We start from the raw sequence: 16,268 nt of genomic DNA, 5'->3' as shown, positions 1-16,268 counted from the left end.
GTTTGGAAACCGATCATGCCGCGATCCGCCCCCCTGCAGAAAGGGGGCGGAATGGCCGATTTCGATCAGCGGACGAAGGACCAGTTCTCGTTGTTGGCGGGGCGTTTGCGCTCCCGTTCGTAGATCTCGCGTGTGACCATCATTTCCCGGAAACGTCCGTTTCGCTCCCGCCAGGTCTTCGCCGGGCTGGTCAGTATCCGGACTCTCTCCTCCCAGCCCTCGGGAAAGCGGGTATCCAGCAGTCGTTGCATGAGCTCCTCCTGCGATGCATGGGTACGGCGAATTCTCCGTCCCGAAGGCTAGTCTGACGCCAAGCCATGACAGAACTGTTGCGCCTCGGCCGACGAACGACGGCCCTGCTGGATAAGGTTGAAATATCCAATTATCTCTGTGACTTGGAACGCACCGTGAGAAGTGATTCGCCTCGCCCCCCGGCTCCGGCACTGCGCGATCTTCGACAAGACCCTGACGGCCATGGGCAAATGAGGTCCGGATCGAGCAGGATTGTTCCGGGCGGCGGAGCGAGCCACACTCGCTTTCACCATTCACCTGCCTGCGGGCACATTAGGGCTTCCATGAAGGCGTTGCTGTTCGTGCTCCCGGGACTCGTCTTCGCCGCGCCGGCGTCGGCGCAGCAAATCGCCCAGGGCGGCCAGGGCGGCACCATCGGAGGAACGGTCGGCGGCACCATCGGCTCGACGGTCGGCCAGCCTGTGGGAGGGTCACCGACCGGCTCGACGATGGGCGGCGCGCAGGGCGTACCGCTTTCCCCCTATGCCACCGGCCTGCCGGGCAGCGACGTGCCGTCCTACGGCCAGGCGATCCGGCCTCCCGACGGGCTGCCGGGCATTCCCTACCCCGCCGACGGCCTGATCCTCACCCCGGCCCAACCGGGCTACGAGAACGATCCTTGAAGGCCCTGCGCGCCGCAACGCGACGCATTCGGTTCTTTCTCCACTACGCCCTCGTCCGGCAGCGCCGCGATGCACGCGATCTCGCTCTCCTCGCGTCATCGGACTACTTCGACGCGCGCTACTACCTCGACCGTTATGCCGATGTGGCGCAAAGCGGCATGGACCCGCTTCTGCACTATGTCGATCACGGCGCCGCGGAGCTTCGGCGCCCCTCCCGGAAGTTCGACACCAACTTCTACGTGAAGACCACGCCGGACGCCGGCACTCTCAATCCTCTCGTGCACTTTCTGCGGCACGGGCTGCACGCCAACCGGCCGTCCCTGCCTGCGCCGTTCTTCTACGAGGGAAAGGCGCGGCGACCGGACCTGCCGGCGCCCGCGAAACGATCGCGGTACGAAGACCCGTTGCCGGAACCGGCACCCGCCCGTCCTCGCTTCGTCATCTTCACGGCCGTCACCGGCGGCTACGACGACCTGCCGCCGCCGGGCTTCTTCCCGCCCAACTGCGACTTCGTCGCCTTCAGCGACCGACCGATCCAGGTCGATGGCTGGAAGGTACTGCCTCTCAACTACCAGCATCCCGACCCGGCAAAGTCGGCGCGGTTCGTGAAGCTCCATCCCCACCTGTACTTTCCCGACCATGAGGTCAGCCTCTGGATCGATGGCAACGTCCGTATGACCGGTGACGTGGGTGTCTTCGTCGATGCACTGCCATCGGACGGGGTCATGAGCACCTTCGTGCATCCGTTACGAGACTGCATCTATGACGAAGGCATGGAATGCCTCGAGTTCCTCAAGGACGACGAAGCCATCGTCTGCCGGCAATTGGACTTCTATCGCGAGCAGGGCATCCCGGACTCGCTTGGCCTCTGGGAAACGAATGTCGTCGTGCGCCGGCACAACGACGCAAGATGCATCGAGCTCATGGCTGCATGGTGGCGCGAGATCGAGAACGGGAGCCGGCGGGACCAGCTCAGCCTGCCGGTCGTCCAGCGCCGCCTCGGCATTCCGATCTCGCCGCTCGACGTGGCGGGGGCCAGCGCCCGCAATCATCCTTTGCTGACCTATGCGGACCATCGCTCGCAGAGAGCGCGGACGTCCGCGGCGTGGCCCCCGCCGGAACGACCGGTCGAGACGGCCCCGCCCTCGTCACCTGTCACGATCGGCGTCTGCGTCCACAACAGCCTGGCCGAAGTCAGGACGTGCCTCGCCTCCGTCCTCGAAGCGCGGGGAAGCGATGACCTCATCCTCATCGTCGACGACGCGTCAGGCGAAGAGACGGCGCACTTTCTCGCGGATTTCGCCGCGAACCATCCGCGCGTCGTCCTCGTCCGCAACCCGGAAAATCTCGGCTACACCAAATCCGCCAACACGATCTTCCGGACCGCCACCACCGACTGGATCCTGCTGCTGAACAGCGACACGGTCCTGCCGCCGGATGCCCTGAAGAAGCTCCTGGCTGCTGGCGCGCAATACGACCGCCTGGCCATCGTGGGGCCCCTTTCCAACGCCGCGAGCTGGCAGACCGTGCCAACCCTCACCGGGGCGGATGGCGGCTTCATGGTCAACGACTTGCCCGCGGGCCGAACGCCCCGCGACATGGACCGGATGTGCGGGCTGGCAGCCTTGCCCGTCGTCCAGTTCGCTCCGCTCGTCAACGGTTTCTGCCTGGCCATCCGTCGTTCCGTCCTCGACCGGGTCGGGCTGTTCGACGAGGAGAACTTCCCGGTCGGTTACGGCGAGGAGGACGATCTCTGCCTGAGGGTAGCCGACGCAGGCTTCGTCTGCGGGATCACGACCGACGCCTATGTATTTCACGTGAAATCTGCATCTTTCGGGTCGGAGCGGCGGGCAAAGCACGCGGCGGACGGCGCCACGGCCTTGCATCGCAAGCACTCCCGGGACCGACTGGAGGCGGCCACCGCCGTCATGCGGGGAAATCCGGGACTGCGCACCATCCGCGAGCGGCTGTCCGCCGCCCTCCATGCGAAGGCCAAGGCAACATAACGGCGGCATTGTGCCCCGGTTGCCCCGACATAACCTTTTGGCGGAGTTGGTTATCCGTCGCCTTTGAAGTATGATCCGAGACCCCAAAAGGACCGAGCGCCAAGAAATGTCCGAGTCCAGCCCTCCGAACCGGATCGCCTTCCTGAGGCCGCCTCAGCCCGAGACGACCGATCCCCGCTTCCAGGCCCCTGACGCCCGCCTCGCTCCGCAGGAGCAGCCGCAATGGTCGGACACTCCCGCCGCGCCGGAACGCGCGGAGCCGGTATTCGAGCTGCCGACGCTGCCCGAGCGCAAGCAGGGTCGTTCCTACGGCGCGCTGATTTCGTTCCTTCTGTTCGTGGCTCTGCCGGTCGCCCTCGCGACGCTCTATTTCGGCTTCTACGCATCGAGCCAATACGTCGCCGAATTCCGGTTCGCAGTACGCGATTCGCGGACCAGCGTCTCGTCATCCGATTCAGCAGGTGGCATCTCCAGCCTGCTCGGTGTCAGCACGTCGCCGAACACGCCCGAGAACTACATCGTCACCGACTACATGCTGAGCCGGCAGGCGGTCGATGATCTGCTGGCCAAGGTCGATCTCCGGGCGATGTATTCGCGTGAAGGAACGGATTGGTGGGCTAGCTTCGATCCGTCACTGCCGGTCGAGCGCCTGGTCACCTATTGGCAGCGCATGGTGACGGCCAGCTACGACCAGGTCACCGGCATCGCCACGGCACGCGTCCGCGCCTTCAATCCCGAGGATGCCCTCACCATCGCCAAGGCGCTCCTGGAGAATTCCGAGAACGTCATCAACAAGACGGCCAACCGACCGATCTGGGATGCCGTCAAGTTCGCGGAGAACGACGTCCGTCGCGCCGAGGAGCGTCTCAAGACGATCCGGGGCGAACTCACCCACTTCCGCAATACCGAGCAGATCATCGAGCCCAACTCCAGCGTCGTCTCCACCAACACGGCGCTCGCGGGCAGCCTCAAGACGACACTGCTGCAGCTCCAGACAGAGCTGGCGACCTTGAGCAAGCGCCAGCTCGGCCCCAATGCGCCGGCGATCGTGGCTTTGCAGTCCCGCATCAGCGCGACCAAGGACCAGCTCGCAATGGTCGAGTCGCAGGTCAATACCGACAAGCAGGGCAAGCCCCTCTCGACGGTCGTCGGAAAGTTCGAGCAGCTCGATATGGAGCGCCAGTTCGCCCAGAACATGGTGCTGAGCACGATGCAGCTGCTCGAGCAGGCCCGGGCCAATGCCTTGGCCCAGCACATCTACGTCAATCCGTTCGTGCACCCGAGCCTGCCGGAGAGTTCGGTCTTCCCGCGGCGCATCCTCTCGATCTTCGTGGTCGGCGTGATCTGCTTCATGCTGTGGACGATCGGTCTTCTCGTCGTCCGGGCGATCCGCGAGCACATCGCCTGACGGGAACTGTATTGCCGCTGTCCGATCAATCCCAGAGCGGATGGATCGGAACGCCTCGCTTCATCGGGCCGCCCCACGCCAGAATCCAGTCGTCGCTGGCCCGGTCGGCTTGGCTGTTGAGCAGGATTCCGCAGGGTGTCTCGTGGTTCGGCCCGGCTTGAAGCTCGGTAGCGGCGGCGTCACGCGGGGTATTGTCAGTCGACATATGCATGCTCGGTCCTTTCCTTGTCGGCCAATACATACGCCGCCAAGGTTTCCGGACGATGTCAGTCCACTAGTGAAGCTCGTCGTCACCGGGCTGCGCGGCGGACCTTCTGTTCATGGTGATCCAGCCTGCGACGATGGGTGCCAGCACGATGCCAGCGACGGCGAGTCCGAATCCGGCGGCAAGGAACGCCCAGATGCTCATTTCAGCCCTCGCATGGTGCGGCTGCCCGCCGTCTTCCGCCCTGATTCGACATTCGATACCCCTCGGAAGTCGAGCATAATGGCGTGCGGACCAGGGAACGGGAAGTATTGATGGCAACCACGACCTCCGCGACCCGGGACTTCACGGTGGCGTTCGGCAACTGGCGGCGCACGATCGCGGCTGCGATGAACGACTATCTGTCCACGAAGTTCAGGGGCAGCAAGTTCGCGGCGGTCATCGCGCTTGCGGAGCCGGTGATTCTCGTCCTCGCCCTCGTCGCGCTGAGGATGCTGCTGAAGCAGAGCCTGAACTACTACGGTTCGTCGATGGTGCTGTTCTATGCCAGCGGCATCTTTCCCTACTACCTGTTCCTCTTCGTCTCGGTGCGCGCGGGCGCCGCCCGGATCAATCAGCGAGCGCGCCTGCCCGGCCGCATGCAGCTCGACTATTTCATCGCGGTGGCCCTGGTCGAGATCCTGATCATCGGCTCGATGATGATCCTGTTCTTCGCGGTCCTCTGGCTGGATGGCATCGAGCAGGCCATTCCCCGCTACTTCGACATATGCCTCGCAGCCGTCGCGCTGATGATCGTCTGCGGCCTCGGCGTCGGACTGATCAACCAGGCGATCTCCAGGTTCTTCCCGGTCTGGGGCCGGATCTATGGAATCCTGACTCGCGGTTCGATGTTCCTTTCCGGCGTCTTCGTGATGCCCGACCTGCTGACGCCCTTCATCCGCAACATCGTCGTCTGGAACCCGCTGATGCACGGAATCGAGTGGTTCCGCCTCGGTCTCTACGGACAGTATCCGACTTTTCTCCTCGATCGCTCCTACCTCGCCTACTTCGCGCTGATCGTCCTCTTCATCGGCATCGTCTTCGAGCGCGCGATGATCCGGTCCGAAGGCCCTGCCGGCCAATGATCACGCTCCGCGGAGTCTCCAAGCATCACAATCGGGGAATGATGCAGGCAAGGGTGCTGGATGGAATCGACCTCGCGGTTCCGAGGCGGGCCCGTCTCGTCGTGCTGGGGCATCATGGTTCCGGCAAATCCACCCTTCTGCGCGTCATCGCCGGCACGCAGCTTGCCAGCGAAGGGCAGGTCGAACGCCGCGGCACCGTTTCGCCCCCGACCGGCCTGGCACGCTTCACGAAGCCCCACTGGTCTGTACGCGTTTTCGTGTTGCGGTTGGCCGAAATCTACTCGGTGGATCCCAGGCAGCTTCTGACCTTCGTCACCGAGTTCGCCATTCTGCAGGATATGCTCGACGAGACGGTCGTCAGTCTTCCCGCACCGTTCCGCCAGCGCCTCGACACGGCCCTGATCCTGGGCATTCCGTTCGACTTCTATCTGTTCGACGAGAGGCTGGGCCCGACGTCTCCGATCGGATTTCGCGACGCCTGCTGGAAGGCTCTGGAACAGCGGCTGAAGCATAGCGGAATGATCTTCACGACATCTTCCCCCCGTGTCGCCGGCCAATTCCAGGCTGCCGGCGCCATTCTCCATTCCGGCAAGTTGAGTTTGTTTCCCACGGTCGCGGAGGCTATAGAAACCTTCGCGCGCTTGCCGCCCTCCTTCGAGGATTTGTCGACGGGCGCAGTCCACGCGGAAGCGGAAGAAGAAGAAGAGGAATTCGGCTGACACCTGTCCTTGGACGGGTCTGAAGAAGCGCGATGGAACTCAAAGCCAAGGTCATCAACCGCAATCCGCAGTTTGCGAACTGGAAGGCCCCCCGCGCTGTTACGCCGGGGCGCGTGCATCGCATTTGCGATGGCTGGTTGCTGTCGCTGCAGGCCGACGGCGGAGCGGCGGGCTTCAGTGTCGCCCCCCTCAACTCCGAGACCGGCGCTGGATTGCGGCTTCAGCTCGAAGCCAATCAAACGGTGAGGATCGCCAGCCGGATCCGCCCCGAAGCCGCCACGCGCCGCGGCACCTGGCGCGCCGCGGCAAGATTACGGGGTATTCCTGAGGAGAATGTCTTTCCTCAGCTCGACGCCGCCTATCTCGCGCGAGTCGCTCCCACCGGTGGTTGGCTCTTCGACTCGCAGGTCTTCCGCGAAACGCCGCTGCATGAGGAATGGGTCGAGCTGAGCGCCTCGGTCCAGTTCGACCGCCCCCTGCCGGCCCGGAGCGGTGCGCAGTCATTCCTGTCACGCCTCAAGGCGCTGTTCGGCCGGGCTCCATCGCCCCAGGACGAGACGCTGTACCTGGCCCTGCAGTTTTCCCAGCCCGGCATGATCGAAATCGATTTCTGCCGATTGGAGGAGGAGCGGCTCGAGGCTTCGCCCGTTGCCGGAGACCCTGCGTCCCAGCCAGCACCTGCCGTTCGTCTGAAGGTGAAGCCCCATGTCGGTGCCACGCCGATCGAACAGGCCGGAATCGTTGCACTGCTCGACGGACGCCTCCTGGGCTGGGTGCATCCCGGTCCGGCCAAGGTCAGCGGCATGATCGAGATCGACGGTGAGCCCGTCGTACCTCTTGGCGACTCCGCCTTCAACGGAGCCGAGACTGCCCTGCTCCTCGGCAAGCCTGGCGAGCGATTCGCAGTCGACCTTCCGAGTCGTTTCCTGGACGGCAAGCGCCACCGGATCGGGCTCCACGACAATCTCGCCGAGCGAACGATCGATGGTGCTGAGACGGGCCTCGTCCTGCAGGAAGGCCTTCACGTCGCGGAACGGCACGTCTGAAGTTCAGGGTCTTTTGGGACAAGATAGAATAATCTCGCTCTTCAACAATGACCTCACCCTGAGGAGCGGTCCGTAGGACCGCGTCTCGAAGGGTGGGCACGCGCACCTCGTTTGCTGCCCATCCTTCGAGACGCACGCCTTCGGCGCGCTCCTCAGGATGAGGTCCGTGGGTCAATTCGAGACGGAAAGACTCTAAGCGAGCGCCCTCGCTCAACGGGCGATATGGCGAGCCAGCATGAAGGCTTCCGCGGCCTCTACGCCGATCGAGGCTCCCCGCCAGCGCGCGAGATGTGTTACCGCCTCGATCGACCGGCTGTGCGGCCAGGCCCGCATTTCCTCCGCGTAGAATTCCAGTGCCGCGATCTTTCGCTCGAACGTGCCGCTGATGTCCTGGAACCAGTTGGGAATGAAGGCCGTCTGCGCCGAGGGGGTCTGCCACTCGGTGCTGGACGGCACCTCGAAGCACAGGATCGTCGGGGCAAGAGCACCGGGCTGCGGACGAAGGGCGGTCATCGTGGCCTGGTGCACCAGGCGGTGATCGACATTCAGGTCCGCGAAATGGTGCGTGTAGACGATATCGGGCCGGTACGCCGAAATGACGGGCTCGACCTGGCGGACGATCTCGAGAAGAGGCAGGCCGTCCATCTGGTTGTCGGGAAGCGCGAGGAACGTCGCGTCTCGCACGCCCACGCAGGCCAGCGCGGCATTCGCTGCCTCGCGCCGCTGCCGGGCGGCGGCATCCTCTCCGGCCCCTCGAGACCCGACCCCGTCGGTCATGAACAAAGCCCGGACCTCGTCTCCGCGACTGGCATGCAGGGCAAGCGTCCCACCGCAGCCGAGCGCCTCGTCATCGGCATGGGCGGCGATCACCAGAACACGGCGGGTGCTCATGCCTGGAACCTCCAGCCCTTCGCTGCCGCCACGGCGTGGCCGGCACGCTCCCAAAGCGCGCGATCACGGGCGACCAGCAGACCGCCCGGCTTGTCGTAGGCGCCCGCAAGCAGGAAGGCCGAGCCGTTCGCCTGGGTGAGAAGGGCTCCGACCGAACGCAGGACGGCCAGCGCCGGTGCAACGTCCCAGTCCCGGACGACCACGTCCTTTACGAACAGATCGGCGGTGCCATCGGCCACGAGGCACATCTTGAGGCCAAGGCTGCCCGACTCATGATAGCCATCGGTACCCAGGGTGCGCATGACCGGCACACAGATGCCATGGGGCTCGGGCGTATTGTCGGTCACGACGATGCGTTCGGCCGGCTTCCGCACCGGCAGCCTGGCGCCGTTGAGGAAGGCCCTGCCCTCGGTATCGGCGACGAAGGTCTTGTCGAGGACGGGTGCTCGTACGACTCCGAAGCGGGGCTCGCCGTCGGCGATCAGGGCGAGTTGGGTGACGAAGCCGGGAAATCCGCCGCGCCAACTGGCTGTCCCGTCGATCGGATCGAGCAGCCAGTAGAGGGGCGCCCGCGCCGAGAAATGGTCCGCGTCCTCCTCGCTCACGATCGGGATGTCAGGCGTGAGCTTCCCGAGTGTCTCGCGCAGGAAAGCGTCGGCGGCATAGTCGGCCGCGAGCTTGTGCTGCTCCCTGTTGATGTAGGCGCGCATTTTCTCGTCCGTGCGCCAGACCGAAAGCTTCGCACCGAGTTCGACCACCGCGTCGATGACAGCGGCCTGAACGGCTTCCTCCAGGAGAGGCTTCGAGGTCATTCAGCGGCCTGCGGAGCGGAGCCTGCGGAGGCCCCCTTGCCTGCCAGGTCGCGCAGATCGGCAGCCACGCTGGCGATCACGTTCTCGCGCGTGCCGAGAGACAGCAGGTCGTAGTGGACGATCGACGGGAACCAGCTGTCCCGCCGTTGCGCACTCTTGCGCCACACGTCCGACGCGCCGGGGATGACGGTAAACGACCAGACGGGCACGTTCACCGCGCTCGCGATGTCCCGGATCGTGACGCCAGGCGTAAGCACGAGGTCGAGTTCGGACACCAGCGCCGCAACACCCTCGAAATCGTCGTAGAGGTTGAGGCCCGGGATCGCATGCACGCCGGCCGCCTGCAGCGCCGCCGCCTCTTCGACGCTCTGGTTGACCTGAAGATCGACGAAGGTCACATCCTTCACCGCCAGGATGGAGGCGATCTCGTCGATCGAGAAATAGCCCCTCTTGCGATAGCGATTGATGAACGACCCGCGCCAGCAGAGGCCGACCTTGGGCTTGGGTCCGAGCTTCGCGAGATGCGCACGCATCTCCTGCACCCTTGCGGGATCAGGCACGGCAAACCGGTGGCGCAGCGGCTGCCCCTGGCGCAGCACGGCTTCCACGTAGGTTTCGTGGAAGAGACGGTCGCTGTGGCAAACGAAGTCCTGCCCGGCCATCCGTTCGAAGGGCATGGCCATTTCCACGACACGCGGTGCGACTCCTGGCCAGACGCGATCGAGGGTGGGCGATTTTCCGCCGTCGTCGCGGCGAAGCTGACGGTGCCCGGAGAAGGTTGGGACGAAATCGATCTCCGGATAGGAGCGTCTGAGCAGCGTGTAGAGCCTCGGGTCGCAGGCGAAGGTGCAATCGCGAATTCCCGCATCCAGCAGCCTTTGCAGGCACATCGCCGCCAGCCGCAATTCGTCGCCCGGACCGCCGCGCACGGCGATGGCCAGCGATTTTCCATCGAGTGCCTCGCCGTGCCACACCTTGAGATGGCGCGGAAAGACGTCCTCGTACAGCTCGCACTGGAGACGATGGGCTTCGGCCGCTTCTGCGGGCCGGCCCATGATCATCAGCACGAGGAAGCGATGCCAAAGCGTGCGGGCGCTGGGACTGCGCCCTGCATCGGTCGACGCCTTGACGCTCCGGTCGTACCAGGCGAGCGCGCCCTCGAAATTGCCGAGTTCCTCCTCGATGTGTCCCAGCTGCATGAGGGCGGTGGGATCGGAGTGCCGCACGAACAGCGCCGTCTTCAGGGCGACGCGCGCCGCCTCGATCTCGCCGGCCTGGTGCAGGACGAGCCCCCTGTAGAAGTACCCCCGGGGCTCATGCGGGTGGTGGTCGATCACACGCATGCTGGAGGCTAGCGCCTCGGCGGGATCTTCCCATTCGGTTGCGTATTCGAGCAGGCCGACCAGCACGGAGACGTCGGTCACCCCGGCATGGAAGGCGCGGCGCAACGGGCGAGCACTGCCGCTATAGTCGAATATCTGCCGGTAGAGCGCGCTGATGCGCCGCGTCGTCGCCGGCACTGACACGCGTGGCGCGTCGAGGACGGCCACGAGGTCGAGCGCCCCGCCATAGTCCATCCGCAGGTACCGGACCGTGACATGGAACTCGAGCACGGTGATGTCGTATCGGCTGCCCGACATCATCGCGGCGAGCGTTCGATCAGCCTCCGCCAGTTCGCCGTTGTGATACTGGCAGATCGCCAGCTGCAGCTTGGCCGGAAGGTCGTTGGGGAACCGCTGAACGTGCATCCGCAGCGACGAGATTTCCATTTCGAGCCGTCGGCGACCGCGCAGGAAGGCGGCGAGTTCGTGGAGGATGTCGATGCGGCCACGCGACTGGAAGACGGCGAGGCGAAGCAGCGCCTCGGCCTCGTCGACCCGGTCCACGCCTGCCAGAACCTGGCTCCTCAACTGCATCAGGGCGACGACATTCGGCCGCTCGAGCAGAAGCTGGTGCGTCAGATCCAGCGCCTCGTCCCAGCGGCTGAAGCGTACCAGAAGCTGCGCATAGCGCCGGCGGCGCTCGAACGCGTCCGCGCCGTGCTCCAGAGCTTCCGCCGTCACGGCAAGAGCGGACTTCAGGTCGCCCGAGGATTGCAGATGCTCCGCCAGGGCATCGAGTATCCTTGCCTGATTGTAGCCTTCTCCGATGGCGCGGCGGGCAAGCGCCTCCATGTCCGCCGTCGATCCCAGACGACCGATCATGCGCAGATATTCGAACACGATGGGCTGGCGCCGGGGCAACAGAATAAGTCTTTCCGTCGCGCTTGCCAGCGTCGCGACCAGACCGCTCGCCGCCGCCAGATCGCCGCGCCTCAACATCTCGCCGATCGCCAGCGTGAGGAGATCCGCTTCGCTCGCGAAGCGCGCGGTCGACAGGGGACCGAACTGCGCGGCCATTGCGATCGCCTGGTCCGGATCCCCGCGCAGAAGCGCCAGCTCGAACTTCATGCGACCGATGTCCGGAGCATCCGGCACCTGCCGCCTGGCGTTCTCCGCCGCCTTCTCCGCCTCGGCCAGATGGCCGGACTGGAACAATGCCCGCACGAGCCGGATGCGGGCGTCGATGTCGGAGGGCAACTCCTTGACCACCCTCGACAGAAGATCCCGCGCCCTGGAGAAGTCGCGGCGTTCGAAGGCCTGCCCGATCTCGTGCTTCAGCGCCGCAAGCGGATGCTCGCGCTGCGCCTTGGCAATCCAGTCGTCGACCAGCTGCAGGCGGCCATTCGCCTGGGCGACCGGCGCAATCGCTTCCATCACGGTTGCCGGAAGCCCCTCGGGATTTGAGCGGACCAGCGCCTCGGCCCAGACAAGCGCCCGTTCCGGCTGGCCGGCGTTGCGCGCGCGCGTCAGCATCTGAAGCGCTACATCGGGGGTCTGCCAGCGTGCCACGACGGCGTTCGCGAAGACGGTTTCGGCCGCAGTGTCGGGCAGCACCTGGAAGACGCGGGTCAGGATACGGACCAGGTCGACCGTGCCGGCGCCCCGGAATTCCTGGTGCAGGTCGTCGATCGCCCTTGCCCAATCCCCGGTGCTGGCGCGTGCCACCGCGAGATCGACGACGAACGCCCGCCCACGCGCATTCTGTGCCAGGAGCCCGGCCGCCACCTCCGTGGCCCGAGCGCCCTCACCCACCGTGACAAGAAGCTTGACCAGGCGAAGACCGATGCGATGGTCGGCCGGAAAGGCGGTGTAGAACTCCGTCAACCGATCGACGGCTTCACCGAGCGCGCCCGTCGCCTCGCCAATGTCGGCGAACAAGACCATCGCGACGCTGTGGGTGGGCGCCACGAGGAGCAGCCGACGAATGAGTGTCGCCGCCTCCCCCGGATTGGCCAGGTTGCGCAGATTGAGGCGCGCCAGCCAAAGCAACGCGTCCACATGGTAGGGATCAAGTGCCAGCGCTTCGCGGAACATCTCGGCGGCCGTCGCATGGCCCTTGAGGTGCTCGGCAATGCGCCCGCGCAGAGCCAGGAAGGCGGCGTCCCGAAGGCCAAGTTCATGCGCCTGGTCGAGCAGCCGCTGGGCCTGGTCGGTATTTCCGCGCTCCACGAGACACTCGACGAGGGCGGCGCGAATGGGGCCTTCCATCGGGTGTTTCTGCAGCAGGTCCAGCAGCAGAGATTCCGCCGCGGCAGCCCGTCCGGCACGCCGCTCGGACTGGGCCAGCAGCAGCGCGGCAGACGCGGGAGCCTGTTCGAGCAGCCTCTCGGCGATCTGCTTCGCGCGACCGGCGCTGCCCGCACGGTATTGAGCCTCGCCCGCAAGAAGGCCGAGCGACACGTCGGCAGGATCGGCTTGTTCGAGCGCCTCGGTCACGATCGACCAGAGGCCCAACCTGGCAGCCTCGGCAGCCACCTCGCGCGCAAGCCCCGGGTCGAGCCGCCCGTACTGGGCGGCCACCCTGAAGCCGATCAGCCCGTCCCGCAGCTTCCCTTCCCGCAGAGAGGCGATCGCGAAGCCAAGCCAGGCCGGGACGGAGAGCGGCTCGGCCGAAATCCGCCGTTGCCACTGCTCGATGGAGTGATCGGAATTCGTCATCTGCGCCCGGCCTCGAGCCACTTCTGCAACCGCGCTCCCGTCGCCTCCATCAACGCATCGACATTGTGACGGTCTTCGACGAACACGTGCGTCTTGTTGGGATGAAAGACGTCCGTCCCTTCCCCGTCGACAATTCGCCAGTCCAGCGTATGCGATCGGTTGAGCATCCAGGTTTCCACGCCGATTGCCCCCGACAGTTCGCTGACGCCGTTGGCAACGCAGATGACCAGGTCGAGCGCCTTCATGAGAGCGGCCTTGTCGTCGATGTCGCGACGCAGATTGAGCCCTTCCGGCCTGTGGATATCGACGCCGAAGCGCTCGCGAACGGCCGCAATCTCGGCATCGTCGGCCGCAGGATCCAGGCAAATCAGGCTGAGCCCCGGAATTTTCAGTACGGGCGTCCAGTCGGCGAGGTTCGTGAGGTGACCGCGACGGTGATGGGTCAACCGGAGGCTACTCCAGGCAATCCCGACCTTCGGGCCGTCCGCACGCTGCGCCAGTCTTCCGCGCCAGTAGTCAACTCTGTACGGGTCGGGTTTCAGGTAGCCCAAGGTTCGCGGTATCGAATCCAGCGAGTCGCAGACGTCAGGCAGCAGGTCGGTCACGACCGCGACCTTTGCGGCCCGGCCGATCATGTCCCAACCGACATTGTCGACCACCCGAGTCAGGGACAGGTTTGGAAGCCCGGCGTACTTCTTGGCCACGCCTGTGCCGTGCAGCGCATCGAGGCCCATCCAGCGCGCGGTGGGGCGAAAATCCACCCCGGGGAAGGAACGCTGAAGCAGCTTCGTCATCCTCGGGTCGCAGGTAATCGAGAGATTCGCGATCCGCGCGTTCAGTGCTGGATAGAACGTGCTCCAGAGCGTCTCGTCGCCGAGACCCCATGCCGCGAGCGCCAGAACCTTGTCGCGGGGCCGAATGGCCGAGGTCGACTGCACGAAACTGTCGGCGCCGACATTCTGCCGAACGGCCGTCGAAAGAGATGAATCGCGATAGGTCAGCAGTGCAGATCGCGGATCGCCAATGCCGAAATAGACATGGGTCAGCAGACCAATCGCCCGCGCTTTCAGTTCGGGCGAACCGAAATACAGGGGCTTGGACTCGACGAAATCCCTCGCCTCGACGAACTTTCCGCCGGCGCACAGGATCTGCACGAATTCATCATAGGCACGATAGTAGAATGGAGCCTTCGCCAGCAGGCGCCGGACGGCGCTTTCCGCCTGGTCGAGCCTCCCGTCGAGACGTAACGCATGTGCCTGGAGCAGCGCGAGCTCGGCATGGTAGCCCGTCGCCGAGAGAGCGCGCTCGAGCGTCTGCAGGGCGCGTTCGAAGTCGTGGAGGAATATCTCCGCACTGGCGATGAATACCCATTCCTCGTCGATCTTCCGCGTTCGCTCCTCGATTGCCGCGAGGTGGCGATGCCACAGCGAGTCCTCGTTGTCCCGCCCCTCGATCTCCACGAGAGCATTGAAGGCCTGCTTGTGCGTCGGTTGGGCCTTCAGGCACGCCGCGTAAGCTTCGATACTAGCCTTGCGATCGTCCAGCGCCTGCTGAACGATGCCAAGCCGATAGAACGCGTCGGTGCGGGCCGCAATCGATCCAGTCGCATGACCGAAGTAGGACTGCGCCAGTCGCGGCTCGTTCCGCGTAAAGGCAAGCAGTCCGAGACGATACATCGCCTCCCCGTCCTGCACGTTGAGCTGAATCGCGCGCAGAAGCGAATTCTCGGCGCCAGCCAGATCCCCCATGTTCACCAGGGCATCGGCGATCGCACGATGCACAGCTCCGTCGTTCGGCGACAGTGCAGCCAGCTGCTGACGGACCGACAGCGCCTCGGGCCAGTCGAACTGCGACGCGACGATCCGGTCGAGCAACTGCAGGGTCTGCAGATGCCGCGGCTTCGATCGCGACGACAGCAGCTTGCGGCAGATCGCTTCGGCCTCGGCATAGCGGCGCATATCCGCGAGCAGTTCGGCGCGCAGAAGCATGCTCCGGCTGGATTCGCCGGACAACGTGAGCAGATCCAGCGCGACGCCGAAGGCATGGTCGTCACGCGCCGCAGCGATCAGCGGGAGCTGGTGTGGCGCTATGATCGTCGCGAGATCCGAGGCAACGTCCGGCTGGATGTTCGACAGGCTGCCGACGCCTCGCAGCAGTTCCCAGATCTTGAGCGCGGTTTCCCGAGACTGCTTGCTCTTCGCCAGCAGGTGCCGAAGATTCTGCACGACTTCGGGCCAGGCACCGAGCGCGATGTCGCAGCGAATACGCGCTTCCAGCAGCCTTCGGTCGAGCTTGCGGCCCGCCGCGCTGCGTCCGAGCACGCCATCGGCAGCCTTCACGTCCCCGAGATCGATGAGGACCCTTGCATAGGAAAGGAGTTGTTCCGAATCCTTGGGGAAGCGCTCCACGACTCGCGCATAGACCTTGGCCGCCTCGCGCGCATCGCCCTTCTGCGCGAGATGGCCTGCCAGCGACTTGATCAGTTCGGGATGATCGGGAGAGAGCTGCCTCGCGCGATCGAAATGAAGCGATGCCTTGCTTTCGACGGCCATCGCTTCGAACGCGAGGGCAAGCCGCAGGTGGGCTTCGAACGAGTCCGCATCCACGTCGAGGACGGCCAGCCAACGCTCGCACGTCGCTTCGCGGTCGACCGCGGCCGTTGCGTTGCGGGCATAGACGACGAGCAGGCGAAGGTCGCGTGGCGACGAGCGCAGGAAATTTTCGACCAGCCGGTCGGCTTCGTCATAGCGCTTCAGCCTTCGCAGCACGTCCACCAACTCGACGGCGTTCTCGATGCTGTTGGGGGTCGCGGACATGACCTGGCGCCAGGCCCTTTCCGCCTCCTCCCAATGACGTGCCTGCGACCTGTCGAGCGCGCGTGTCCGCAGCGCCGCCACACGTCTGCTGTCGATCCTGCTGGCCAGGTGCTGGACGAGGTTCATCAAGCGCAGAGACTCGTATTCTTTGTTGTTCGAATGATGTTGTACCCGGACAGGATGGATATAGTACTGCACGGGATGCGGCGACAATTTCCGACAGGGCGGGCCTCGATATTCGCGCTTCCGAGACAGCGGTATGTTTCATGCCACGGAATCGCCGCAGG

At 65.0% G+C, this 16,268-nt stretch carries 13 protein-coding genes; 6 read left to right on the top strand and 7 right to left on the bottom strand.

Annotation, left to right across the window (positions count from 1 at the left end; all coding sequences use genetic code 11):
- Positions 1 to 65: 65 nt before the first annotated feature.
- Positions 66 to 251, bottom strand: a complete 186-nt coding sequence (locus KQ910_RS17025; protein WP_216962785.1) for a hypothetical protein — start codon at positions 249 to 251, stop codon at positions 66 to 68.
- Positions 252 to 575: 324 nt separating this feature from the next.
- Here KQ910_RS17025 and KQ910_RS17020 point away from each other — a divergent pair, with 324 nt between their 5' ends.
- The 3 genes from KQ910_RS17020 to KQ910_RS17010 all read left to right on the top strand — a co-directional run bounded on the left by KQ910_RS17020 (position 576) and on the right by KQ910_RS17010 (position 4,328).
- Positions 576 to 914, top strand: coding sequence for a hypothetical protein (locus tag KQ910_RS17020; protein WP_216962782.1), 339 nt, complete (start codon positions 576 to 578; stop codon positions 912 to 914).
- A complete protein-coding gene (locus KQ910_RS17015) occupies positions 911 to 2,920 on the top strand; it encodes a glycosyltransferase (RefSeq protein ID WP_216962779.1) in 2,010 nt (669 codons plus the stop codon). The genes KQ910_RS17020 and KQ910_RS17015 overlap by 4 nt, the downstream gene beginning before the upstream one ends.
- 106 nt (positions 2,921 to 3,026) lie before the next feature.
- Positions 3,027 to 4,328: a KpsE/RkpR family capsule polysaccharide export protein gene (locus KQ910_RS17010; protein WP_216962776.1), complete on the top strand. Its 1,302-nt coding sequence runs from the start codon at positions 3,027 to 3,029 to the stop codon at positions 4,326 to 4,328.
- Between the two features lie 25 nt (positions 4,329 to 4,353).
- Here the strand turns inward: KQ910_RS17010 and KQ910_RS17005 are convergent, their stop codons facing one another.
- Together KQ910_RS17005 and KQ910_RS26990 are read right to left on the bottom strand one after the other, a co-directional pair.
- Entirely contained in the window at positions 4,354 to 4,539 is a 186-nt protein-coding gene (locus KQ910_RS17005) for a hypothetical protein (protein ID WP_216962773.1), read from the bottom strand.
- Between the two features lie 63 nt (positions 4,540 to 4,602).
- Complete coding sequence (locus KQ910_RS26990) at positions 4,603 to 4,737, bottom strand: hypothetical protein (protein WP_255560201.1); 135 nt, start codon at positions 4,735 to 4,737, stop codon at positions 4,603 to 4,605.
- 110 nt (positions 4,738 to 4,847) lie between these two features.
- On the opposite strand from KQ910_RS26990, the gene KQ910_RS17000 reads away from it, so the two are divergent.
- The 3 genes from KQ910_RS17000 to KQ910_RS16990 are packed head-to-tail and all read left to right on the top strand — an operon-like array spanning position 4,848 to position 7,422.
- A complete protein-coding gene (locus KQ910_RS17000; protein ID WP_216962770.1) occupies positions 4,848 to 5,657 on the top strand; it encodes an ABC transporter permease in 810 nt (269 codons plus the stop codon).
- A complete protein-coding gene (locus KQ910_RS16995) occupies positions 5,654 to 6,376 on the top strand; it encodes an ATP-binding cassette domain-containing protein (RefSeq protein ID WP_216962766.1) in 723 nt (240 codons plus the stop codon). The genes KQ910_RS17000 and KQ910_RS16995 overlap by 4 nt, the downstream gene beginning before the upstream one ends.
- A 32-nt stretch (positions 6,377 to 6,408) precedes the next feature.
- On the top strand, positions 6,409 to 7,422 hold the full coding sequence (locus KQ910_RS16990) for a hypothetical protein (protein ID WP_216962764.1): 1,014 nt from the start codon (positions 6,409 to 6,411) through the stop codon (positions 7,420 to 7,422).
- A 210-nt stretch (positions 7,423 to 7,632) separates the two neighbouring features.
- Here KQ910_RS16990 and KQ910_RS16985 read toward each other — a convergent pair whose 3' ends face one another.
- Genes KQ910_RS16985 through KQ910_RS16970 form a run of 4 tightly spaced genes read right to left on the bottom strand, consistent with a single transcriptional unit; the run spans position 7,633 to position 16,107 of the window.
- A complete protein-coding gene (locus KQ910_RS16985) occupies positions 7,633 to 8,313 on the bottom strand; it encodes a PIG-L deacetylase family protein (protein ID WP_216962761.1) in 681 nt (226 codons plus the stop codon).
- Complete coding sequence (locus KQ910_RS16980; RefSeq protein ID WP_216962759.1) at positions 8,310 to 9,125, bottom strand: inositol monophosphatase family protein; 816 nt, start codon at positions 9,123 to 9,125, stop codon at positions 8,310 to 8,312. Before KQ910_RS16980 ends, KQ910_RS16985 begins: the two co-directional genes overlap by 4 nt.
- The gene (locus KQ910_RS16975; protein WP_216962757.1) at positions 9,122 to 13,165 is read right to left on the bottom strand and encodes a tetratricopeptide repeat protein; all 4,044 of its coding nucleotides are present in this window, start codon (positions 13,163 to 13,165) and stop codon (positions 9,122 to 9,124) included. Before KQ910_RS16975 ends, KQ910_RS16980 begins: the two co-directional genes overlap by 4 nt.
- A complete protein-coding gene (locus KQ910_RS16970; protein ID WP_216962755.1) occupies positions 13,162 to 16,107 on the bottom strand; it encodes a tetratricopeptide repeat protein in 2,946 nt (981 codons plus the stop codon). The genes KQ910_RS16975 and KQ910_RS16970 overlap by 4 nt, the downstream gene beginning before the upstream one ends.
- Positions 16,108 to 16,268: the final 161 nt, after the last annotated feature.

This window comes from Reyranella humidisoli (assembly GCF_019039055.1).
Taxonomy (GTDB): domain Bacteria; phylum Pseudomonadota; class Alphaproteobacteria; order Reyranellales; family Reyranellaceae; genus Reyranella; species Reyranella humidisoli.
The sequence above is the reverse complement of the archived record's forward strand: the minus strand, read 5'-3'. Positions and strand labels throughout refer to the sequence as shown.